Below are 21,972 nucleotides of genomic sequence, written 5' to 3'. Positions count from 1 at the left end.
TTGTCGGGCGGCCATGACTTCGCTACGGTCATTATCTGAAGGAACCTTCAGATTTGGAATTCGCATTTGCCGCGATCCGCTTCCGCCTCGCTCCGGTCAAGAAAAACGCCCTCCCAGGCGCGGTCGGTGGCGACGGTGGATGCCGTTCATGAGGCGGCGATTCAGGTTTTGCTCCGCGATGGAGCCGAACGTCTGACAACGACGCGTGTCGCTGAGAGGGCGGGAGTGTCCGTCGGCACGCTCTATCAGTACTACCCCAACAAGCAGGCCTTGCTCTGCGCGGTCCTGGAAATCCATCTCGGCAAGGTGGCCGATGCGGTGACGGCCGCGTGCGAAAGCGCTCGCGGAAAGGCGATGAGCGATATCGTGGAGCGGGTCGTTGAGGCCTATCTGGATGCGAAGATGGCGCGCCGCGATATTTCGATGGCGCTATATCGGATTGCCGCCGAGATCGACGGGGCGGCGGTGGCGCGGCGCAGCCTTCAGAAATCCGTCAAATCTCTTGAGCAATCCCTACGGACGGCGCCGGACTTCGCATTGTCGCCCGGAAATTTCGCGGCTCAGATGATGATTGGTGCGATAGCCGGAAGCACCAGGGCCGTTTTGGAGGCGGGCGCGTCGCCCGCGATGGTGAGGAACCTCCGGCACCATCTCGTACTTATGTGCCGTTGTTACCTTGCGGCCGTAGGAAGCTGTGGTGCGGCACAACCCTAAAAACCAGGGAACGGAGATTTCAAAGGACCCGCGTGCGGGAGAGTTTGCCGGCAGAGTTGATTGCAGGATGAGCCATGACGAAACTGACGCTGATCATATCGGCGCTTTACCTGGCCCTTGTCGGCTTAGCGCTGATGTTCTTTCCGCTGCAGTTCGGCCGTGGTGCCGTTCCGGGGGATGCGGCGCCTGAGCTGCTCGCGCTGTTGCGGCTTCTGGGCGGGCCGTTTCTCGGCATTGCCGTACTGAACTGGCTGTCGAGAAACGCCGGACCTCCGACGCTCCGCGTCGTCTTGCTTGCGAACATTGTCGGCTTCGGCGCCGTCGCGGCGAACGACATCTGGGGCGTCGCAAGTGGCGAGGCGAGGGACATCGCCAGGCTGTTTCTGGTGATCCATGTGCTGTTCACGCTGGCTTTCGTGATGGCGGCTGCTCGGGGGGAGAAGGCCTGAAGGTGTTCGGGTGGCAAGCGGTCGCTCTAGGCGGGGTCGAAGCGTCCATTAGGCGACCTCATGACCTTCTCGAACTGAAAGGCTTCACCATCTCCGGGTAGGTCGTCCGGACCTCCCGGGTGGTGCGGGTCGGAATGGTGCCGATTGAAGAACTCTATGATCTTAAATCCGCACTTGTTTACGTAGAAGTGGATGTTTCGCTTCTCGAAGTATGGGGTATGCGTCTGCCATCGGACCGTCTCCGGATAACGTCGCTCAATTGCCAACCAGGCTTTCAGGCCCAGACCGCGACCATGCTCTCCGACCTTGATGAAGAACAGATCGAGCGAGTTGTGATTTGTGTCCATGTCGAGGGTTACGACCGCACCGCCAATCTTTCGACCGTCGGATAGGATGCGCAGAACCACGGCACCGGGTGCTGTGATGGCTGCGTTCAAGTCGTGGTCGGATGGAATTGGCCCGTCCGGCAGAGCTCCAAACTCGTCGACCACGGCCACCGCAAACGCATCTTGCAGTTCCTTCTTGAAGGTCGCGATATCCCTTGGATGGACGTCTGTGAGGGTCACTATTTCGCTCGTCATGGCGACGCGTTACCCTGCGCTTAGGCCGACAATTGGACAGCGCGTGTGCGTCGCGATCGATTGCCGTCCGAGCCGCCGGCTGATCGAGTCCGGGCTCTGGAAGGAAGCCATTGCGCCAGCAATGGCGCGCCCTAGGGGATTCGAACCCCTGTTACCGCCGTGAAAGGGCGGTGTCCTAGGCCTCTAGACGAAGGGCGCAAGTGGCGCCGAATGGCGCCAAGGCGGCGACCTATAAAGGGGTTCGCCGCGTCGGGCAAGTCTTGGGCCGGCCTCCGGGGCAAGTTGGCCAAGTCTTCGACAAGTCACGAGAATTGCGGTCGGGAAGGGCGGGAAAGTAGGGGCCGGGGCCAACCGGCCACCGGACAGGCCAACTGGACCCACCCGGCAGCCTTTGTTGCCTCAGCCCTCCATATCGGGTCGATGGCGGCGATTACCAGTGCCCGGTGTTCTTCATCGAGGCCCAGGGTTCCTGCGGCGGCAACGCGGCGCCCTTCTGCAGCAGCTCGATCGAGTGCTTGTCGGGCGAGCGTACGAAGGCCATCACGCCGTCGCGCGGCGGCCGGTTGATGGTGACGCCGGCCTTCATCAGCCGCTCGCAGGTCTCGTAGATATTGTCGACCTCATAGGCGAGGTGGCCGAAATAGCGTGCCTCGCCATAGTCCTCGGTGTCCCAGTTATAGGTCAGTTCGACCTCCGGCCCGGGGCGGCCCTTCTTCTTGGCGACATCGAGCGCGTCGGCGTCGTCCGGGCCGGCGAGGAACACGAGGGTGTAACGGTTCTTCTCGTCGACGCGGCGGCGCGTCTCTTTCAGGCCGAGCTTGTTGACGTAGAAATCGAGCGCGTCGTCGAGATTGCGGACGCGCAGCATGGTGTGCAGAAATCGCATGGGACAAACCTCCGGGATCGGCACGTAACGCCGTACCGCAATAGAACCTCGACGCCGACAGCGCAATGATCGCTCCCAACCTCGACGCCGCAATTGCCGCCTTGCGCGACCTCATCGAGGACGCGGAGCGGATCGTGCCGTTCACCGGGGCGGGCATCTCCACCGAGTCCGGCATTCCGGACTTTCGGTCGCCCGGCGGGATCTGGACCAAAAATCGTCCCATCCCGTTCGATGAATATGTCGCCAGTGTCGAAGCGCGGCGCGAAGCCTGGCGGCGGCGCTTCAATATCGAGGCGACCTTCGCGGCGGCCCGGCCCACCCGCGGCCATCTGGCGCTGGCGAGCCTCTACAAAGTGGGCAAGGCGTCGGCCGTGATCACGCAGAACATCGACAACCTTCATCAGGTCTCCGGTGTTGCACCGCAAGACGTCATCGAGCTGCACGGTAACACCACCTACGCCACCTGCCTCGACTGCGCGCAGCGCTACGAACTGGGGCCGATCCGGGAAACCTTCGAGGCGAGCGGAGAGGAGCCGCCGGCTTGCGATTGCGGCGGCATCATCAAGACCGCGACCGTGTCCTTCGGCCAGGCCATGCCGGAAGAACCGATGCGGCGCGCGCAGGAACTTGCGGCCGATTGCGACCTGTTCCTGTCGGTCGGTTCCTCGCTGGTGGTCTGGCCGGCCGCCGGCATACCGTTGATGGCGAAACGCAACGGCGCGAAACTCGTCATCGTCAATCGCGAGCCGACCGAACTCGACGAGTTCGCCGATCTTGTTGTGCGCAACGACATCGGCGACGTGCTCGCACCATTCATTCGCCACTGACATCCCGCACAACACAAGAGCGCCGCTGATTCGCTTTGCGACTGCGGCGCCTGAGAAGCTGTGTGCAAGAGCATTTTGGCCTTTGCGGCTTTAGACCGGGTGTTATCTTGAATCCACAGATTCGCCGAAGCGATTCCACACAAACGCCACTTCAAAGGGCGTCCGGAAGCGTCAAACGGGGCAACGCCGAAACGGTAATGATCGCCGGGCCGGCTCAGAGACGTCGAACGGGATTGATCGAATATGCCAGATACAACTCTCCGACCCGGCTTGGTCCGAGACCTTGGCGACGAGCGGGCAACTGATCTCATCGAAGTCGCCGGCGTGATCAAGTGGTTCGATGTGTCGAAGGGTTTCGGCTTCATCGTTCCCGACAACGGCATGCCGGACGTTCTCCTGCACGTCACCTGCCTGCGCCGCGACGGTTTCCAGACCGCCTACGAGGGCGCCCGGATCGTGGTGGAAGTGCAGCCGCGGCCCAAGGGCCTGCAGGCCTTCCGCGTCGTCTCGATGGATGAATCGACGGCAATCCATCCGGCCGAGATCGCGCCGCGGACCCACGTGACGGTGACGCCGACCAGCGGCCTCGAGCGGGCCCAGGTCAAGTGGTTCAACCGGCTGCGCGGCTTCGGCTTCCTGACGCGCGGCGAGGGTACGCCGGACATCTTCGTCCATATGGAAACGCTGCGCCGCTTCGGTTTCGCCGAACTGCGTCCCGGCCAGACGGTGCTGGTCCGCTTCGGGCCCGGGCCGAAGGGGATGATGGCGGCCGAGGTTCGGCCGGATGGCGGGCCGCTGGCGCTGTCGTCGCACTGAGCGACCGAAGGTCGATCGCGGTTTGAGGCCCGAACGGTTCGTTCGGGCCTTTGCTTTTTTGTCCGGCGCGCCGGTGTCCTGCCTGATCGTCTGCTCCGTCGTCTTGCCGTAGCCGCGATTGCTTGCGACAGTTCGCCGTCATCGTCCGCGAAGGCGGACGATCCAGCGCTCGTCTGCTCAGCGAAGGGCTGGATTCCCGCCTTCGCGGGAACGACGGGTCGAACGACTTCCGAGGATCTCTTCATGCACTGCTTTCGTCTGATCGCCGCGATCCTGTTTGGATTGTGGGTGGCCGTCCTGCCTGCGCGCGCCGCCGGCGACGATGTGGTGACCATCGCCAGCAAGACCGGCGTGCATTCCTTCACCGTCGAACTGGCGCGGACCGAGGCCGAGCGCGCCAAGGGCCTGATGTACCGCAAGGAGCTGGCGCCGGATCACGGCATGCTGTTCGACTTCCAGAAGGAGCAGGAAGTCGCATTCTGGATGGACAATACCTATGTCGCGCTCGACATGATCTTCATCCGCGGCGACGGCACCATCTGGCGCATCGAGGAGAACACCACGCCCCTGTCGACGCGCAATGTGCCCTCGCGCGGGCCGGTGCGGGGGGTGCTGGAGGTGGTCGCCGGGACCTCGCGCAAGCTCGGCATCGCGCCGGGCGACAAGGTCACGCACCCGATTTTCGGGCCCTGAGCGGCTTGCTTGCCGCCCGTCGGCGAAGCGTGTACCTAGCCGGCATCCCCGGCCGCAGGGAATGTCGCCATTCCGAATGGTGCCACTTGGTGGCAAATGTCGGCCGGATATCGGAGCGTAGCGCAGTCTGGTAGCGCATCTGGTTTGGGACCAGAGGGTCGCAGGTTCAAATCCTGCCGCTCCGACCATTTTTCTTGGTCTTCATTATTCTTCATAGTCATCGTTGGGCGCCAATCTGTCGCGCCATGTATTCGGAAAGTCTTCGGACCGGTAACCGAGTTCTATTTCTTGCTTTGGCAAGATAATCGCCTTGTCTGCCTACCCAGGCTTGCAAAGGCCGCCATTGCGATTTTTGCGTCGCACGCCGCTGAAAAGAGGCCGCAGTGCAAAGTAGCGATGTATAGCCATGGAAGATATAGAGAAATCGAGTTTAGGTAATTATCGAAGTATAGAAGATCATAAAATATAATTTTTCCTTGCCAAATTGCGTCACCTACATAACAATTAATAATTCGTTTATGCGCGTAACTTTAAAAGTTACGCGCCTGAGAGGGGTATTGCGCCACTGCCGACCTAAATAAACGGCGGGGCGTCAAACAGTTCGTTGAGTTATGCCAACAGTTGCGTTGACCGCGAGTTTCGTGCGGCAGGTGCAATGCGCCCCTGACCGCAAGAAGACCGATTATTTCGACCTCGGTCAGCGCGGCTTTTTGCTCGAGGTGCGCCAATCTGGAGGAAAGACCTACTACCAGCGCTACACCGACGAGCGCGGCCGCGAGCGGCAATACAAGATCGGTCCCGCTGACGTCGTCACGCTCGATCAGGCGCGCCGCAAGGCCAAGCAGGTTGTCGCGGAAGCGTTGCTCGGCGCTGATCCGCAGCAGAAGCGTCGTGAGATGCGCGCCATTCCATTGCTGCGCGACTTCGTGGCCGAGCGCTATCTGCCCTACGTCCAAACCTACAAGAGCAGTTGGCAGACCGATGAGACGGTCCTGCGCATTCATGTTCTGCCGAGTCTCGGGGCGCTTGCGCTCGACGAGGTGAAGACCGAAGCCATCTCGAACCTGATCAACACCATGCGCGCGGATGGCTACGCGCCCGGCACAATGAACCGGGTCATCGTCATTCTCCGCTACATTTACAATCTGGCGCGCAAATGGAAGACGCCGGGCGGCGAAAACAATCCGGCGGCCGGCCTGAGTGCGGGTCCTGACGTCCAGCGCAACCGGTTCCTCTCCGAAGAGGAAGCCGAGAACCTGGTGCGCGCCATCCACGCCGACGAGAATAGTACTGCGGCGCGGTCCGTCCTGCTTCTGCTGCTCACCGGTGCACGACGAAACGAAATCACCTTTGCCAAATGGGACTATGTCGACTGGAAAAACAAGACGTTGCTCGTGCCGAAATCGAAATCGGGCAGGGCGCGTGTCATCGCACTCAACCAGTCGGCGATCGCACTCCTGACTGCGACCCCGCGCGTCGACGACAATCCTTATATCTTTCCGTCGGAAGTCACGGGCCGACCGTCGGCATCGCTGTTCTTTCCTTGGGATCGAATCCGCAAACGAGCGGGGCTCGGTGACGTGCGGCTGCACGATCTGCGGCATTCATTCGCCAGCTTCCTGGTAAACCGCGGTGTATCGCTTTATGTCGTGCAGGGCCTGCTCGGACATATGCATGCGCGGACGACGCAGCGCTACGCGCATTTGTCGCAGGAGACGCTGAGCGACGCTGCCGATCTCATTCAGCAGGTCGTGACGTTCCAGGCCGAGCCACCGCCGCAACACAGCAACTGACCGTCAACGTTTGCGTCTGAGCAACCGGTATCGCGAAGGCGAGGCCGTGTGCCTTTGCGCGCGCTGCTCTGAATAAGTCTGTTTACCTCTTGCTAACGCACCGCGCGCCAAGATCGGCGCGCGGTTTTTTTGTATGCATTTCGATCCGGGTTTGGTCATCCGAGGCTATACCTATCGAGCAGTGGCCGCCTTATCGCATGTCGATCTTCAATTGAGAGTTCGATTCAATCGCTTGGCTTTTGGTGCGACCCACGGCGGGCCGAGATGACGTCATAGCGACAAAAGCTGAACACCGCCGTTCGCCTGACATGCTGCCATTGACGCGATTGCGATTCTTGCCGCCGCTGCCTTCAAACCGGTCCAGTACGTGAAGATTTGCTCGCTCTACGGAGCTGGCTTCTACTACATGCCGGGCACGGATACCTGCATCAAGATCGGCGGCTTTGTCCGCGCCGAGGTGAACTTCGGCGCCGGCGGCTCGTTCACTCCGTTGTTCCAGAACTGGGATGCGCGTTCGACCAACACCCAGAACTGGCGCACCCGCGCCGGCATCACGGCCGATGCCCGCTCGCAGACCGCCTACGGCACGCTGCGCGGCTATGCTTATCTGGCGGCGACGTCGGATAACTCGGGTACCAGCGGTACCCCGACCAACGGCACCGGCGCGTCCGCCTATGACCGCATGTACTCGCCGGCGGCGTTCATCCAGTTCGCTGGCTTCACCATGGGCCGCACCGGTTCGTTCTTCGACTTCGACAGTCAGCCCTATTCGAACCAGTCGAACGTCTGGTCGTCGTTCAACGGCGGCAACGGTGTTGAACTTTGGGCCTACACCGCCCAGCTCGGTAACGGTCTGTCGGCCTCGATCTCGGCTGAAAACAACAATGCCCATCGTATGGGCGTTGCGACCGCCACCGGTACGTCGAACACCGCGGGCGGCCAGTCGATGCCCGACATCGTCGGCAACCTGCGTATCGACCAGGCCTGGGGTTCGGCCCAGATCATGGGCGCCTACCACCAGGTCAACTACGGCGTTGTCGGCAACCCGGACGATGAAGCCGGCTGGGCGTTCGGCGCCGGTCTGAAGGTCAACCTGCCGATGCTCGGCAAGGGCGACTACATCATGGGTCAGTTCACCTACGGCGTCGGCGCGATCGACTATGTCGGTTCGGGCCTCGCTCAGGCGCAGACCACCCAGCGCGGCGGCACGATCTCCTACGGCCCGGCTTGGGATTCGGTGATTACCGGTGCCGGCACGGCCGACCTGACGACCGGCTGGTCGATCACCGGCGGCTTCGAGCACAACTGGGTCCCCGGCTGGAAGACCTCGCTGTACGGCTCCTACGGCAAGCTCGAGTACTCGACTGCCGCCAGCGCCTCGCTGCAGCTCGCTGCGGCCGGCACCACCGCTGGCTCGTCGGCCAACTGGTCGTACTGGCAGGTCGGTTCGCGCACCGTCTGGACCCCGGTCACCAACCTCGACCTGAGCGTCGAAGTGATGTACCAGGTGCAGAACACCGCGTTCACCGGCGCCAATATCGGCGACAACAGCTGGTGGTCGGGCATGTTCCGCGCCCAGCGCAACTTCTATCCCTGATCTCGCGATCTAGGAACGATGTTAAAGAGCCCCCGGCGAAAGCCGGGGGTTTCTTATTGTCGGGATAGCAGTCGCTGCCGACCGTCAGGCCGACATACCGACACGTCGCGCGTCGCAGCGATCGACGAACGCGGCAATACGGGCGATGACGTCGGCCTCGGCCAACAGAGGAGCATGACCCTGGTCGGGCACGATCAATGTCTCAAGGTCGGGATGGCGCAGGCTCATCTCGTCTAGGGTGGCGGCCGACAAGAGATCGGAATTGGCGCCGCGGATGGCCATGACTGGCACCGGCTTGAGTGCTTCGAACTGCGGCCACAGATCCGGCAGCGGCTTTGTCGGATCGAAGTCTTGGAGCGCCCGAGCGAGCGCGACGTCGTAGTCGGCGATCAGGACGCCATCCTTGTCCTTGTAGGTCCGGTAGGCGCTCTTGAGCCAGTCGTCGTGACTGAGTTTGGGAAACTGCGCGCCGAACAATCGAGCCAGAATGCGCGCGGCATCGTCGTAGCTCGCCGGGGTCGGCAACTTGCCGACATAGCCTTTGATGCGCACGAGCCCTTCGGCCTCCAGAACCGGACCGATGTCGTTGAGAACGGCCCCGGCAATCGCGGCCGGACGCACCGCAGCCATCAGCATGGTGAGAATGCCGCCGCGCGAGGTACCGACGAACACGGCGGGCTCGCAGGCCAGCGCCGTGAGCACGGTGATGACGTCGCCCAGCTCGACGGGCAGCGAATACTTGGCCGGGTCGGGATCGTAATCGGAGCGGCCGCGGCCGCGATAATCGAGGGTGACGACGCGGCGGCAAGCGGCCGCCAATGCTTCGGCCAGCGTTTCGAAATCCGCCGTCGTGCGCGTCAGACCGGGCAGGCAAACGACGGGCCGGGCGTTGGCATCGCGCCCGGCGTACTCGCGCACATGGATATTGATGCCGTCGGCAGCGGTGACGAAACGGGAAGTCGGCATATCGCTCATGGTAACGTTGAGCCTAGCCCGGCGACGTTGGGCACAACAGCGTGTCCTAACGCGGTGCGCCGCGGCGGATGTCGGCCTCGATCACCAGCTTGTTGCCGCCGCCGAAGCGAGCGCGATAAACCTGCAGGTTTTCCATGATGCGCTGGACGTAATTGCGCGTCTCGGCGATCGGAATGCGCTCGCACCAGTCGACCGGATCGACGCTGGGGTCACGCGGATCTCCATAAGCGGCAACCCACTGCCGCACCCGGCCGCGTCCGGCGTTATAGCCGGCGAAGGTCATGATGTACGAGCCGTCATAGGTCGACAGCAGCATCGACAACTCGGCCGCCCCCATCTGCATATTGTAAACCGGATCGGTGAGCAGGCGGCCGCTATTGTAGACGTACTTGAAACGCTTGGACGTGTCCTGCGCGGCGACCGGCGTCACCTGCATGAAGCCCATGGCCTTGGCCGGCGACACGACCTTCTGATTGAAGTGGCTTTCCTGCCGGGCGATCGAATAGACCAGCGCGTCTTCGACTGGCGGTGCGATCGGCTGATAGTTCGGTAGGCCGACGGAGGGGAAGGCATAATAGTCGAGAGGCAGGCCGCGGCCGAGCGCGTTCTTGCCCAGCAGCACCATGGCGCGCGGATCCTTGTACTTGGCCGCAACTTCACCCAGCATCGCCATGCCAGCGACGTCGGTGGCGCTGTCGCCGAGCTCGGCATAGATCGAGGCGATCATGTCACGGTCGTCGAGCGCGTAGAGCAACTCCACCGCGCGCACCACTTCTGTATTGGCGAGAAGATTGCGCTGCTGCGTGGTGAAATCGGGCGGGCCGACCAGACCGAGATCGCGCAGACCGAGCCGGGCGCGGGCGAGCTGGCCGTAATAGGTTGTGCTGTGTTGCGCTGCCTCAGTGTAGAAGGTGCGAGCCTGGGTACTCTGGCCCATGGCCTCGGCGGCGCGGCCCTGCCAATAGCCGCCGCGCGACAGCGCGTGCGGATTGGTGCCGGCGCCCCGGTTGATTTCCGCGAAATGACTGGCCGCCGTCTTCGGATCGTGCAGGAAACGCAGCGCAATCCAGCCGGCGGTAAAGTGTTTGTCGACGCGGTAGTTGCCCTTCGTCGGCGTCGCCGCGTCGCGGGCGACGCGGTAGGCGGTCTGGGCGTCCTTGTTGTCCAGAAGGTCGCGCACGAGGATGCGGCGCTCCTGCCACCACTCATTGACATCGACAAGAGCGTCCGGGTCCTTCGGTGCTGTCAGGATGAGCCTGCCGGCGTCTTCGGGCTTGCCATTCTTCCGCAGCCATTGGGCGCGAGCGAAGATGTAACCTGCATCACGGTGCATCGCCGCGGGCACGGCGTCGAGCAGGGCCTTGGCGTTCTTGGCGCGCTTGATGACCGCGGTCCAGGCTTTGGCGATCTGGAGATGACCGCCGCCGACGCGTTCGGCGGCGCGCAGGCCGCCTTCGGTGTCGTCGTTGTAAAAGCGGTCGTCCATGCGGACTTTGTGGTCCTCGCCGGTCAGCATCGCACCGAACATGTCGAGCACCTTGCGCTCGACGTCGGCGCTGGCGTCCTGCGTGCGCCAGGCGGTGCGCACGAGTTGTTGCGCGGCGGCGCGGTCGCCGCGCGCCAGCAGGGCGCGTGCCAGGACGTACCGGCCCTTCGCCGTCGTCGGTTGCTGGTGAGAGAAGAACGACAGCACCCCGGAGTCGCTGACGTTGTCGTTCCACAGCGTGTTTTCGGCGCGGCGGCGGAACATCGGGACATGCGGCCAGTCCGGGTTACGCTCGATGAAATTGGCGTAGCGCTCGAAGTTCGGCTTGGTGTTGTAGCTGCGCAGGATCATGTACTCGGCGAGCTTGCGCGCTACCGGATCCGCGATGCCGCGTGCGGCTGCTTCGGCTTCGGCATCGTTGCCCTTGGCGGCGGCCTCTCTGACGCGCTTGAGCGTGGCAAGATCGGCATCGGAGGTGGCGGTTGTCGGCGCGACCGCGAAGGGACCGGCGGTTGGGCGCGCCAGTGGCTTGATAACGAGGCGGCTGGCGAACACGGCGCTGCGGGCGCCGGCGCCGACCTGGGCATAGGCTTCAGTTCCACGCGATACAGGCGGGGTCGCCGGCGTCAGGTCGACGAGTTGCAGCGGACGGGTCGCAGCGTGGGTGGCGACCGTGCCGGCATCGGGCCGGGCCTGCGGCATCGGTACCGAAACGAGGTTCGGGCGCGCCGGAGGGCGGGCGACCGATTTGGTCTGGTGACCTTGCTTGCTCTTGGCCGGCTTGTCTTTGCTCTGCACAGCCGGCGCGGCGACGGCCTGCACGGCAAGCAGCGCGCCGGCGGCGATCAGCGCGAGCGACGATATCCGAAGGCGTTGTTTCGATACGTCCTGCAAACCGTTGCCTCTGTTCGTTCGGGCGTGATCGTTGTGTAGTTGTTTGACGACGCCCGACTCAGCACGACGGGCGCAACTGTCCCCCTTAGGGCAAAATGGTCAACGAGAGGATACCCCGAAGCCGCCAAACTGGAATCACGGTTATTCCATAAGCGCGGCAAAAGCTTGGCAAATCATGGTAAATTGCCTCGCGAAGGGGCTTTCATCGCCTGGCGCAAGCCGATATTGATGGTGCCCTTGCACACCGCGTAGCCGGGTAGGGAGAAACGCAATGACCGCCGCGACAACGAGCTTCCGAGGTTCCATGACCGCGCTCGTGACGCCGTTCAAAAACGGGGCGGTCGACGAGCAGGCGTTTCGCGACCTGATCGACTGGCAGATCGCGCAAGGGACGAGCGGGCTGGTTCCGGTTGGAACCACGGGCGAAAGCCCGACCCTCAGTCATGACGAGCATCACAAGGTGGTCGATATCTGCATCGACCAGGCCAAGGGCCGCGTGCCGGTCATCGCCGGGGCCGGCTCGAACTCGACCGATGAAGCCGTCGATCTGGCGCGTCATGCCGAGAAGGCGGGCGCCGACGCCGTGTTGGTGGTGACGCCGTACTACAACAAGCCGACCCAGGAGGGGATGTACCAGCACTTCAAGGCGGTGAACGATGCGATCGGCATTCCGATCATCATCTACAACATTCCGCCGCGCTCGGTGGTGGACATGTCGGTCGACACCATGAAGCGGCTGTACGAACTGAAGAACATCGTCGGCGTCAAGGACGCCACCGCGAACCTCGCGCGCGTCTCGCAGCAGCGTCACGCTTTGGGGGCGGACTTCATCCAGCTCTCGGGCGAGGACATGACGGCGCTCGCCTATATGGCGGCCGGCGGTCACGGTTGTATTTCGGTGGTGGCGAACGTGGCGCCGAAGCCCTGCGCCGACCTGATGGCCGCTGTTTTCAAGGGCGACTATGCCGGAGCACTGAAGATCCAGGACCGGCTGGTGCCGCTGCATGACGCCATCTTCAAGGAGCCGGGCCTCGCCGGCGCCAAGCATGGCCTCAAGCTGCTCGGCCGCCTCGAAGAGGAGGTGCGCCTGCCGCTGATGCCGGTGACGGCGGCGACCGGGAAGGTGATCCGCGATGCCATGGTCCATGCCGGCGTGATCAATTGAACGCCAAAAAATGACGCAATATCAACATACTGTGGCATTCTTTTGATCTGAAGTTTAACTTTAAGTTGGCGCGTTTTGTCCCGTGAGCGGGCTTGGCGAGCCAATCGTTCAATGACCTTCCTTGTCGCGTTTCCGGACGGCGAACCGGCCTCCACTTCGCCTGGAAACGCTCTATATGAGTTCCATGGCTGCCAAAGACGAGCGCCGTTTCAAGACGGTCGCGGAAAACCGCAAGGCGCGGTTCAACTATCAGATCGAGGATACTTTCGAGGCCGGGATCGTGCTGACCGGCAGCGAGGTCAAATCGCTGCGCACCGGCAAGGCGACGATCGCCGAGTCATATGCCGACGCCAAGGGCGGTGAGATCTGGCTCGTCAACGCCAATATCCCGGAATACGTCCAGGCGCACCGCGAGAACCACGCTCCCAAGCGTTTGCGCAAGCTGCTTCTGCACGACCGGCAGATTCACAAGCTGGCCAATGCGGTCGAGCGCGAGGGCATGACCATCGTGCCGCTCAAGCTCTATTTCAACGAGAAGGGCCGCGCCAAGATCGAGATCGCGCTCGCCAAGGGCAAGAAGCTCCACGACAAGCGTGAGGCCGACAAGAAGCGCACCTGGAACCGCGAGAAGAGCCGGCTGTTGCGGGACAGGGGCTAGAGCCTTTCCGGCTTTGATGGAATCAAAGCCGGGGCTCTAGCTTTTTGTTTTGACGCGTTTTCTTCACGCGAACCGGTTTCCACTTCGCTCGAAAACGCTCTAAAGGGCGCTTCACCCGCCCGCAATGTTGCTGCCGCACAGCACGGTGCCGACCGTTCGGCCCGCAAATGCCTTTCCATGCTCGAGCAGCGCGGCAATGCCGGCCACGCCAGCCGGCTCGACAATGAGGCCGTAGTGGTCGCGGCAGAACGCCATCGCGGCACGGAGACTTTGCTCGTCGACCGCCAGAACCTCGTCGACGACGTCCCGCATGCAGTCGAGCGCGTAAGGAACCGGCTCGCGCACCGCGATCCCGTCGGCGATGGTCGCCGCCGTCGCCGTCGTTTCCAGCCTCGCATTGTCGAATGACAGCTTCATCGCGGGCGCCGCCGCCGCGACAACGCCGATGACGCGGCAGGCGGGTGAGGCTGTCTTCAGCCACGCGCCCATGCCGGTGAGCAGGGCGCCATTACCCAGCGGGATGAGGGCGGCCTCCAGAGCAACGCCGCGCTGGCGGAAGGCCTCGGTCATTTCCAGGGCGATGGTGCCGGCGCCTTCGGCGATTTCCGGGCCGGCGCCGTCTTCGACAAAGGTCAGGCTGTTCGTCGCCGCGTAGGCGCGCGCGGCGCCTTTGGCGCCGTCGAAGTCGTTGCCCTCCAGGATCACCTTGGCGCCGAGGCGGCTCATGGCGTCGATCTTGCGCCGGTTGGCGTTTGTGGCCGCGAAGATGACGGCTTCGCGCCCCCGTTTGGCGGCCGCATAAGCGAGGCCCTGACCGAAATTACCGGCCGACGCGGCGACGACCGTGCCGACGGAAGCCGGTTGCGCCGCCATGAAGTAGTCGGTGCCACGTCCCTTGAACGAGCGGATCGGGTTGAGCGTCTCGACCTTGGCGAAGAGACGAAGGCCGAGTGCGTCGTCAGCGGTATGGTGCGTCATCAGGGGCGAGCCGGTGAAGACCGGATCGATGAGACGCGCAGCTTTGGCGATATTATCGGCGGAAGGAGGCGGCGGTGACTTCATCTCTAAATGTTAGGTCCATAAAAACTTGTCATCAATGCCGCCGACGACGGGAAGCGGCGTATCTGGTAAGTAGGCGCGCGCCAACGAGGAGATTTCAATGACCCGCCGCATCGGCATGCTGATCTTCCCGCGCCTGACACAGCTCGACATGACCGGGCCATATGAAGTGCTGGCGCGGCTGCCGGACACCACGGTCGAGCTCATCGCGCGAACGCTCGAGCCCGTCACCACCGATCGCGGCATGAAGATCGTGCCGACCACGACCTATGACGCCTGTCCGCCGCTCGATATCATCATGGTGCCCGGCGGACCCGGCCAGCAGGATCTGATGGAAGACGAGGTGGTGCTCGATTTCCTGCGCAAGCAGGCGGCCTCCGCGAAATACGTCACGTCGGTCTGCACCGGCTCGCTGGTGCTGGGCGCCGCCGGGCTGCTGAAAGGCAAGCGCGCGACCTGCCACTGGGCGGCGCTCGAGCATCTCAAGCCGCTCGGTGCCATTCCAGTTGCCGAGAAGGTCGTGGTTGACGGCAATGTCGTGACCGGCGCCGGTGTTACCTCGGGGATCGATTTTGCGCTGTCGCTGGCGGCGATTCTCGAAGGCGAGGCGCTGGCGCGCGAGATCCAGTTGCAGATCGAATACGACCCGGCGCCGCCTTTCGACAGCGGCTCGCCGAAAACCGCACAGCCGGCAACGCTGGCCGCACTCAAGGCCAAGCTGACCAAACTGAACGAAGACCGGCGCGAGGTCGCGGCCCGGGTCGGCCGCAAACTCGGCACCGCTGTTTAAGTGAGCGCGAGAGCGTGGTGCTACTGCACCACGCCACAGGCGATGCGGCCGCCGGCATCGCCGGTCGGATCGGTTTTGTAGTCGTCGGTGCCGGCGTGGATGACGAGGGCCGAGCCATCGGCGTCGAGCAGCGAATTCGGCTTGCCCTTGTCCAGCGTGACCGCAGCGTTCAGCACCTCGATCGTCAGGTCGCCGCTTTGCGGAATATGCAAATTCGGCATGTCGCCGGCATGCGCGCCTTCATTCGCCATTAGACCGTGCTTCTTGTTGTCCGGATTGAAATGGCCGCCGGCTGAGGTAAAGGGCGGCTCGCATTTGCCGACGGCGTGGACGTGGAACGCGTGTTCGCCCGGCGGCAGGCCTTTCACTGAAAGATTGATGAGTACGCCGCGCGGCGTTTGCATCAGATTGGCCGAGCCGACTTCCTTGCCCTGGGCGTCTTTTAGCGGCGCGCTGGCGGTCTGCGCAGTTGCGGGCAGGGCGATCGCGAGAGTTACGGCTGCGGCGAAGCTCGCCGTCAGAAGTCGATTACGCTTGTCCATGTGTCGCTCCCTGGAATTGGTTGTTGCGGCTGGTGCCGGCAGGACGGATTGGCGTTCGGTCTTGTGGTAACGATCCGTGCGCCGGAACGTTTCCCACCGCAAGGCCATGGAACCGCGGCTTTGCGTCATCTGCGTGTCCATCGGCTCAGTCCGTTAGAGGGTTCCGCTGTCCAGATACCCGCGCACTTGTTTGAATACGGCGCGGAACATCTCCGGCGTCAGAACGCCGGTGTTTGTATTGTAGCGCGAGCAGTGATAGCTCGAAAAAAGCTCGATCTGCCCGAGCCGGTAATGGCCGCCGTGCTTGAACGGATGCCCCGATTTCTTCGCCGCGAAGGCCGACAACACGGTGCCATGCGCGACCGCGCCGAGCGCAACAATGGCGCGCAGGTTGGTCATTTCCGCGATGGTGTCCTTGAAGAAGTCGCGGCAGGTATTGATTTCGGCAGGCGTCGGCTTGTTCTCCGGCGGCACGCACCGCACCGCATTGGTGATGCGGCAGTCGATCAGCGCGAGGCCGTCGTCGATGCGGGCATCGAACTTTCCATTGGCAAAGCCAAAGCGCGACAGGGTGTCGTAGAGCAGGTCACCGGCGTAGTCGCCGGTGAAGGGGCGGCCGGTGCGGTTGGCGCCTTGCACGCCCGGCGCCAGGCCGACGATCATCAGGCGTGCATCGGCCGGCCCGAAGGAGGGCACCGGAGCGTTGAACCAGTCGGGTTGCTTGACGCGGCAGTCATTCCGATAGGCGACAAGGCGCGGGCAGCGCGGGCAGTCGCGGCCCGGCTTGCCGCTGTCCGGCCAATCGTATCCATCAGGTTTTGTTGCGGTGGAGCGCGCCACGGCACGCTCCCACTAGCTTTGGCGGCTTCGGCGCGTTTTCGTCACGCGAACGGTTCCCACGGTGCCGTAAAACGCGTTGCTCAATCCTCGAAATCTTCGTCGGCGGCGCCAGCCCGCTGCGGCGCCGGTCCGCGCTGCAGGAACTGCGGTGTGTGGCTGCCATGGCCCGGACCATGTCCGGCGTCAGCCGGGTCACGCGTGCGCATGGGCCGTTCGGACGGATCACGGCCGATCTTGCTCTGCAGGCTCATCAGGTCGACGAAGACGTCGGCCTGGCGGCGCAACTCGTCGGCGACCATCGGCGGCTGCGTAGTAACCGTCGAAACGACGGTGACGCGCACGCCCTTGCGCTGCACGGCTTCGACCAGACGGGTGAAGTCGCCATCGCCAGAGAACAGCACGATGTGGTCGACATTGCTGGCGGTCTCCATGGCATCGACGGCGAGTTCGATATCCATGTTGCCCTTGACCTTGCGGCGGCCGGTCTGGTCGACGAATTCTTTGGTCGCCTTGGTGACGACGGCGTAGCCGTTGTAATCGAGCCAGTCGATCAGCGGGCGAATCGATGAGTATTCCTGATCCTCGATGATCGCGGTGTAATAGAAGGCCCGCAGCAGATATCCGCGCGACTGGAATTCCTTCAGCAGTTTCTTGTAGTCGATGTCGAAACCGAGGGATTTGGCAGTGGCGTAGAGATTGGCGCCGTCAATAAACAAAGCGAATTTTTCGCCGGTCATGGTCAGGTCCTGTGGTCCTTAAAGTCGCCGCTGTGCGTCGCGGACAGTTTCATGCCGAATGCGGCGTCAGCCGGGCGCACGCGCCGAGCGCGGGCCGAAAAGCCTGTGGAGAGGGCTGATCTGGGTATCAACGGCACGTGATGAACAATTCTGTTGGCACCCGCGCAATCGAAGCCGCCACCGATAATACCTTCGGCCGGCCTTCCTTGCGGTCGCTAGCCGTTCGCTAACAGGAAGATGGGGCCAAACCAAGACAAAAAAGGGTTGAAAAACACGGTCGCAGAGGATAGGTAGCCCCTAATCTCGAAATTATACCATTTTGAGGAGTGACGAGCCGATGGCCCGTGTCACCGTAGAAGACTGCATCGACAAGGTTGAGAACCGTTTCGATCTCGTGCTTTTGGCGAGCCACCGCGCCCGCATGATTTCGTCGGGCTCGCAGATCACCGTCGATCGCGACAACGACAAGAACCCGGTCGTGTCGCTGCGCGAAATCGCGGAAACCACCGTTTCCCCGGGCGATCTGAAGGAAGACCTGATCCATTCGCTGCAGAAATACGTCGAAGTGGACGAGCCCGAGCCCGAAGCGCCGCTCATCGGCGCCGGCGTCGATTCGGACGACACCGATATGGTCGTCCCAGACCGCATGACCGAGGAAGAGCTGCTCAAGGGCCTCGAGGGCCTGGCCCCGCCGGAAGAGGTCCCGGAAGACGACGCCGAGTAAGCGCCGTCCGTCAGCGTAAATTTGGGGTAAAGGCCCGGCCGCTGTGCCGGGCCTTTGTCGTTTGGGACGTTCGCCGGCGAGGGGCGGGCTGTCGTCCCGTCCGGCGCGCCTGCGGGTAAATGATTAAGCAGAGTGCAACACCGCTTGCGGCTCCGCGAAATTGACGTGATATCTATGTCATGATGGGCCGCCGGGGCCTTTGAGACGCGTCTTCGGCGGTATTTTAAGGCTGGAACCGACCGAATGCGCACGCGCTCCGACCTTCCGCGCATGCAGAGCCAGGCATTGACCCGGGCGCCGCTGCACGCGCCGCCGGTTCCCCCGCCGTCGCCGGAAAAGGCCGCCCCGCGCAAGCCGCAGATGATGCGGCAGTACGATCTGATCGAACGGGTCCGCGCCTATAACCCGAACAGCGACGAAGCGCTGCTCAATCGCGCCTATGTCTATGCCATGAAGGCGCATGGCGATCAGCGCCGCGCCTCGGGCGATCCGTATTTCTCGCACCCGATCGAAGTCGCGGCGATCCTGACCGACCTCAAGCTCGACGATGCGACCATCGCCGCCGCACTGCTGCACGACACGATCGAGGACACCGATGCGACCCGCGCCGACATCGACCAGTTGTTCGGCAAGGACATCGGCGCGCTGGTCGAGGGCCTGACCAAGCTCAAGAAGCTCGATCTCGTCACCAAGGAGGCCAAGCAGGCGGAAAACCTGCGCAAGCTTCTGCTCGCCATCGTCGACGACGTGCGCGTGCTGCTGATCAAGCTGGCCGACCGCCTGCACAATATGCGGACGCTGGAATACATGCCGCCCGCCTCGCGCCGGCGCACGGCGGAGGAGACGCTGGAAATCTATGCGCCGCTCGCCGGCCGCATGGGCATGCACGAGATGCGCGAGGAGCTCGACGACCTGGCGTTCCGGGAACTTTATCCCGACGCCTATCAGGTCGTTACGGCTCGGCTCGATTCCATCGCCGCGCTCAACGCGCAATTGATCTCCGAGATCGAACAGCAGCTCACGCGCAAGCTCGCCGAGCGCGGCATCACCGCCGCCGTTTCCGGGCGGCGCAAACGCGCTTATTCGGTGTGGCGCAAGATGGAGCGCAAGGGCGTCGGCTTCGAGCAATTGTCCGACATCTACGGCTTCCGCGTCATCGTCGGCAACGTGACCGAATGCTACCAGGCGCTCGGCATCGTGCATACGACCTGGCCGATGGTGCCGACGCGGTTCAAGGACTACATCTCGACGCCGAAGGCCAACGACTATCGCTCGCTCCACACCACGGTGATCGGGCCGGGCAAGCAGCGCGTCGAGCTGCAGATCCGCTCCAAGGAAATGCACCAGATCGCCGAATACGGCATCGCCGCGCACGCGCTCTACAAGGACGGGGTCGGCACGCCGACCGAAATGCTGTCGCGGGAATCGAGCGCTTATGCCTGGCTGCGGCGCACCATCGAGGCGCTGGCGGAAGCGTCTAACCCGGAAGAATTCCTCGAGCACACCAAGCTCGAGCTGTTCCACGACCAGGTGTTCTGCTTCACGCCGAAGGGCAAGCTGATCGCGCTGCCGCGCAAGGCAACGCCGATCGACTTTGCCTATGCCGTGCATACCGATGTCGGCAACACCGCCGTGGGCTCGAAGATCAACGGCAAGATCGCGCCGCTCACGTCGGAATTGATGAATGGCGACGAGGTCGAAATCCTCACCTCCAAGGCGCAGTTGTCGCCGCCGTCGGCTTGGGAGGCGCTAGTCGTCACTGGCAAGGCGCGCGCGGCGATCCGGCGCGCAACGCGCACCGCGGTCCGCGAGCAATATGCGGGCCTGGGGCGCCGCATCGTCGAGCGTCTGTTCCAGCGTGCCAAGATCGCCTATTCGGACGAGAAGTTGACCGGTGCGCTGCCGCGACTGGCGCGCTCGTCACTTGAGGACGTGATGGCGGCGGTTGGGCGCAGCGAACTCAAAGCTTCCGATGTCGCCCGCGCCATGTATCCCGACTACAAGGAAGAGCGCGCAGCAGCCAATGCGGCGCGGCCGAAGCCGGAGACCGGCAGCGGCTGGTTCGGTCTGCGCAAGCTGACTTCGGTGAAATTCAAGGTGCCGGACGCGACCGGGCCTGCGATTCCGATCCGCGGCATCAACGGCGACCTGCCGGTGCGCTTCGCGCCCGAGGGCGGGGCCGTGCCGGGCGACCGCATTGTCGGTATCATCTCGCCGGGCGAGGGCATCACCATCTATCCGATCCAGTCGCCGGCGCTCGCCGAGTTCGAGGACAAGCCGGAGCGCTGGCTCGACGTGCGTTGGGACGCCGAAGAGTCGGTGCGGCGTTTTCCGGCGCGCATCACGGTGCAATCGGCCAACGAGCCCGGTTCGCTGGCGCAGATCGCGCAGGTCATCGCCGAGCATGACGGCAATATCGACAACATCGCCATGACGCGCCGCGCGCCGGACTTCACCGATGTGCTGATCGATCTGGAGGTGTATGACCTGAAGCACCTTAACGACATCCTGTCGCAATTGAGGGTGAAACCGATGGTCGCCAAGGCGGAGCGCGTGAATGGGTAAGCCGTTACGGTTGGGCGTGAACGTCGACCACGTCGCCACCATCCGCAATGCGCGCGGCGGCCGGCATCCCGATCCGGTGCGCGCCGCCAAGCTGGCGATTGCCGCCGGCTGTGACGGCATCACCGCGCATCTGCGTGAGGACCGCCGCCATATCCGCGACGACGACATGGCGAGGCTGAAAGCCGAGATCGACAAGCCCTTGAATTTCGAAATGGCGGCGACCGACGAGATGGTGGCGCTGGCGCTCAAGACGCAGCCGCATGCCTGCTGCCTGGTGCCGGAAAAGCGCGAGGAGCGCACCACCGAAGGTGGCCTCGATGCCGCCGGCCAGCAGGCCCATCTCAAGCCCGTGATTCACAAGCTCAAGCACGCCGGCATTCGCGTATCGCTGTTCATCGGCGCGCAGCCGGAGCAGATCGAGACCGCCGCGGCGCTCGGCGCGCCGGTCATCGAGATTCACACCGGCGCCTGGTGCGAGGCTTTGGCCGACGGCCACAGGGAAAAGGCGCAGGCCGAGTGGCAGGCGATCGTGAAGGGCGCCGAACTTGCCGCCGGTCTTGGTCTCGAGGTCCATGCCGGCCACGGCCTCGACTACGCCACAGCCGAGGAGATCGCGGCGCTGCCGCAGATCGTCGAGCTCAATATCGGCCATTTCCTGATCGGCGAGGCGGTGTTCGAGGGTTTGACCGAGACCATCAAGTTCATGCGCGCCGCTATGGGTCGCGGCCGGGCCCGCATATCCCGATGATCGTTGGTCTCGGCTCCGACCTCTGCGACGCGCGCCGCATCGCCAAGACCATCGAACGCCACGGCGAGCGCTTCCTGTCGCGCATCTTCACGCCGATCGAGCGCGAAAAGGCCGACCGCCGCAAGAACCGGATCGAGACCTATGCCAAGCGTTTTGCCGCCAAGGAGGCCTGCGCCAAGGCGTTGGGCACCGGGATGAGCCATGGTGTGTTCTGGCGCGACATGGGGGTGGTCAATCTGCCGGGCGGCCGGCCGACGCTGCGGCTGACCGGGGGGGCGCTGCGCCGGCTCCAGGAACTCGTACCGCCGGGTCACGAGGCCCGCATCGACCTTTCCATGACGGACGAGGGGCCGCTGGCGCAGGCCATCGTCATCATCCAGGCGATTCCCGTCGCTAACCTGGCGGACTCCCGCTAAGGCGGATAAACCGATAT

General features: G+C 63.4%; 21 protein-coding genes, 2 tRNA genes and 1 pseudogene. 15 read left to right on the top strand and 9 right to left on the bottom strand.

The features are described from left to right. The first annotated feature begins 126 nt into the window (after positions 1-126). Positions 127-714, top strand: coding sequence for a TetR/AcrR family transcriptional regulator (locus tag E8Q40_RS12985; RefSeq protein WP_168197831.1), 588 nt, complete (start codon positions 127-129; stop codon positions 712-714). Between the two features lie 74 nt (positions 715-788). After that, positions 789-1,163 carry a hypothetical protein gene (locus E8Q40_RS12980; RefSeq protein ID WP_137044954.1) on the top strand — a complete coding sequence of 125 codons (375 nt, stop codon included), beginning with the start codon at positions 789-791 and terminating at the stop codon, positions 1,161-1,163. 26 nt (positions 1,164-1,189) lie between these two features. On the opposite strand, the gene E8Q40_RS12975 is transcribed toward E8Q40_RS12980, so the two are convergent. The 3 genes from E8Q40_RS12975 to E8Q40_RS12965 form a co-directional block, all read right to left on the bottom strand. Then, positions 1,190-1,744, bottom strand: a complete 555-nt coding sequence (locus tag E8Q40_RS12975; RefSeq protein ID WP_137044953.1) for an N-acetyltransferase — start codon at positions 1,742-1,744, stop codon at positions 1,190-1,192. A 122-nt stretch (positions 1,745-1,866) separates the two neighbouring features. Next, a tRNA-Glu gene (locus E8Q40_RS12970) sits at positions 1,867-1,942 on the bottom strand. 232 nt (positions 1,943-2,174) lie between these two features. Further along, positions 2,175-2,630, bottom strand: a complete 456-nt coding sequence (locus E8Q40_RS12965; RefSeq protein ID WP_137044952.1) for a VOC family protein — start codon at positions 2,628-2,630, stop codon at positions 2,175-2,177. Positions 2,631-2,695: 65 nt separating this feature from the next. Here E8Q40_RS12965 and E8Q40_RS12960 point away from each other — a divergent pair, with 65 nt between their 5' ends. The 6 genes and pseudogenes from E8Q40_RS12960 to E8Q40_RS12935 all read left to right on the top strand — a co-directional run bounded on the left by E8Q40_RS12960 (position 2,696) and on the right by E8Q40_RS12935 (position 8,356). Then, on the top strand, positions 2,696-3,457 hold the full coding sequence (locus E8Q40_RS12960; RefSeq protein ID WP_137044951.1) for a Sir2 family NAD-dependent protein deacetylase: 762 nt from the start codon (positions 2,696-2,698) through the stop codon (positions 3,455-3,457). Positions 3,458-3,760: 303 nt separating this feature from the next. Next, positions 3,761-4,273, top strand: a pseudogene (locus E8Q40_RS12955) (cold shock domain-containing protein); the annotation flags it as partial. Positions 4,274-4,516: 243 nt separating this feature from the next. Next, a complete protein-coding gene (locus tag E8Q40_RS12950) occupies positions 4,517-4,966 on the top strand; it encodes a DUF192 domain-containing protein (RefSeq protein WP_137044949.1) in 450 nt (149 codons plus the stop codon). Positions 4,967-5,077: 111 nt separating this feature from the next. After that, a tRNA-Pro gene (locus E8Q40_RS12945) sits at positions 5,078-5,154 on the top strand. A gap of 438 nt (positions 5,155-5,592) precedes the next feature. Beyond that, positions 5,593-6,759: a site-specific integrase gene (locus tag E8Q40_RS12940; protein WP_168197830.1), complete on the top strand. Its 1,167-nt coding sequence runs from the start codon at positions 5,593-5,595 to the stop codon at positions 6,757-6,759. 367 nt (positions 6,760-7,126) lie between these two features. Beyond that, complete coding sequence (locus E8Q40_RS12935) at positions 7,127-8,356, top strand: porin (RefSeq protein WP_168197829.1); 1,230 nt, start codon at positions 7,127-7,129, stop codon at positions 8,354-8,356. An 84-nt stretch (positions 8,357-8,440) separates the two neighbouring features. Here E8Q40_RS12935 and E8Q40_RS12930 read toward each other — a convergent pair whose 3' ends face one another. Beyond that, on the bottom strand, positions 8,441-9,322 hold the full coding sequence (locus E8Q40_RS12930) for an alpha/beta fold hydrolase (protein ID WP_137044946.1): 882 nt from the start codon (positions 9,320-9,322) through the stop codon (positions 8,441-8,443). 55 nt (positions 9,323-9,377) lie between these two features. Continuing rightward, positions 9,378-11,711, bottom strand: a complete 2,334-nt coding sequence (locus E8Q40_RS12925; protein WP_137044945.1) for a lytic transglycosylase domain-containing protein — start codon at positions 11,709-11,711, stop codon at positions 9,378-9,380. Between the two features lie 271 nt (positions 11,712-11,982). Here E8Q40_RS12925 and dapA point away from each other — a divergent pair, with 271 nt between their 5' ends. Further along, positions 11,983-12,876: a 4-hydroxy-tetrahydrodipicolinate synthase gene (dapA, locus tag E8Q40_RS12920; RefSeq protein WP_137044944.1), complete on the top strand. Its 894-nt coding sequence runs from the start codon at positions 11,983-11,985 to the stop codon at positions 12,874-12,876. Between the two features lie 184 nt (positions 12,877-13,060). After that, entirely contained in the window at positions 13,061-13,534 is a 474-nt protein-coding gene (smpB, locus tag E8Q40_RS12915; RefSeq protein WP_137046703.1) for an SsrA-binding protein SmpB, read from the top strand. A gap of 111 nt (positions 13,535-13,645) precedes the next feature. Here the strand turns inward: smpB and E8Q40_RS12910 are convergent, their stop codons facing one another. Further along, positions 13,646-14,596: a threonine/serine dehydratase gene (locus E8Q40_RS12910; RefSeq protein ID WP_137044943.1), complete on the bottom strand. Its 951-nt coding sequence runs from the start codon at positions 14,594-14,596 to the stop codon at positions 13,646-13,648. Positions 14,597-14,693: 97 nt separating this feature from the next. Here E8Q40_RS12910 and E8Q40_RS12905 point away from each other — a divergent pair, with 97 nt between their 5' ends. After that, entirely contained in the window at positions 14,694-15,383 is a 690-nt protein-coding gene (locus E8Q40_RS12905) for a DJ-1/PfpI family protein (RefSeq protein ID WP_205995511.1), read from the top strand. Between the two features lie 20 nt (positions 15,384-15,403). Here E8Q40_RS12905 and E8Q40_RS12900 read toward each other — a convergent pair whose 3' ends face one another. The 3 genes from E8Q40_RS12900 to E8Q40_RS12890 all read right to left on the bottom strand — a co-directional run bounded on the left by E8Q40_RS12900 (position 15,404) and on the right by E8Q40_RS12890 (position 17,502). Continuing rightward, positions 15,404-15,925, bottom strand: a complete 522-nt coding sequence (locus E8Q40_RS12900; RefSeq protein ID WP_137046702.1) for a superoxide dismutase family protein — start codon at positions 15,923-15,925, stop codon at positions 15,404-15,406. Positions 15,926-16,078: 153 nt separating this feature from the next. Next, positions 16,079-16,765: a uracil-DNA glycosylase gene (locus E8Q40_RS12895; RefSeq protein WP_137044941.1), complete on the bottom strand. Its 687-nt coding sequence runs from the start codon at positions 16,763-16,765 to the stop codon at positions 16,079-16,081. An 80-nt stretch (positions 16,766-16,845) separates the two neighbouring features. Next, positions 16,846-17,502, bottom strand: coding sequence for an NYN domain-containing protein (locus E8Q40_RS12890; protein ID WP_137044940.1), 657 nt, complete (start codon positions 17,500-17,502; stop codon positions 16,846-16,848). 337 nt (positions 17,503-17,839) lie between these two features. On the opposite strand from E8Q40_RS12890, the gene rpoZ reads away from it, so the two are divergent. From rpoZ to acpS, 4 genes are all read left to right on the top strand, one after another. Continuing rightward, a complete protein-coding gene (gene rpoZ / locus E8Q40_RS12885) occupies positions 17,840-18,226 on the top strand; it encodes a DNA-directed RNA polymerase subunit omega (protein WP_137044939.1) in 387 nt (128 codons plus the stop codon). Positions 18,227-18,469: 243 nt separating this feature from the next. After that, a complete protein-coding gene (locus E8Q40_RS12880; protein ID WP_137044938.1) occupies positions 18,470-20,791 on the top strand; it encodes a bifunctional (p)ppGpp synthetase/guanosine-3',5'-bis(diphosphate) 3'-pyrophosphohydrolase in 2,322 nt (773 codons plus the stop codon). Then, on the top strand, positions 20,784-21,539 hold the full coding sequence (locus E8Q40_RS12875; protein WP_137044937.1) for a pyridoxine 5'-phosphate synthase: 756 nt from the start codon (positions 20,784-20,786) through the stop codon (positions 21,537-21,539). Before E8Q40_RS12880 ends, E8Q40_RS12875 begins: the two co-directional genes overlap by 8 nt. Continuing rightward, entirely contained in the window at positions 21,536-21,955 is a 420-nt protein-coding gene (acpS, locus tag E8Q40_RS12870; RefSeq protein WP_137044936.1) for a holo-ACP synthase, read from the top strand. The genes E8Q40_RS12875 and acpS overlap by 4 nt, the downstream gene beginning before the upstream one ends. Positions 21,956-21,972: the final 17 nt, after the last annotated feature.

It is taken from the genome of Pseudolabrys sp. FHR47 (assembly GCF_005153485.1).
Taxonomy (GTDB): domain Bacteria; phylum Pseudomonadota; class Alphaproteobacteria; order Rhizobiales; family Xanthobacteraceae; genus Pseudolabrys.
This window is presented reverse-complemented; position numbering and strand designations above follow the sequence as displayed.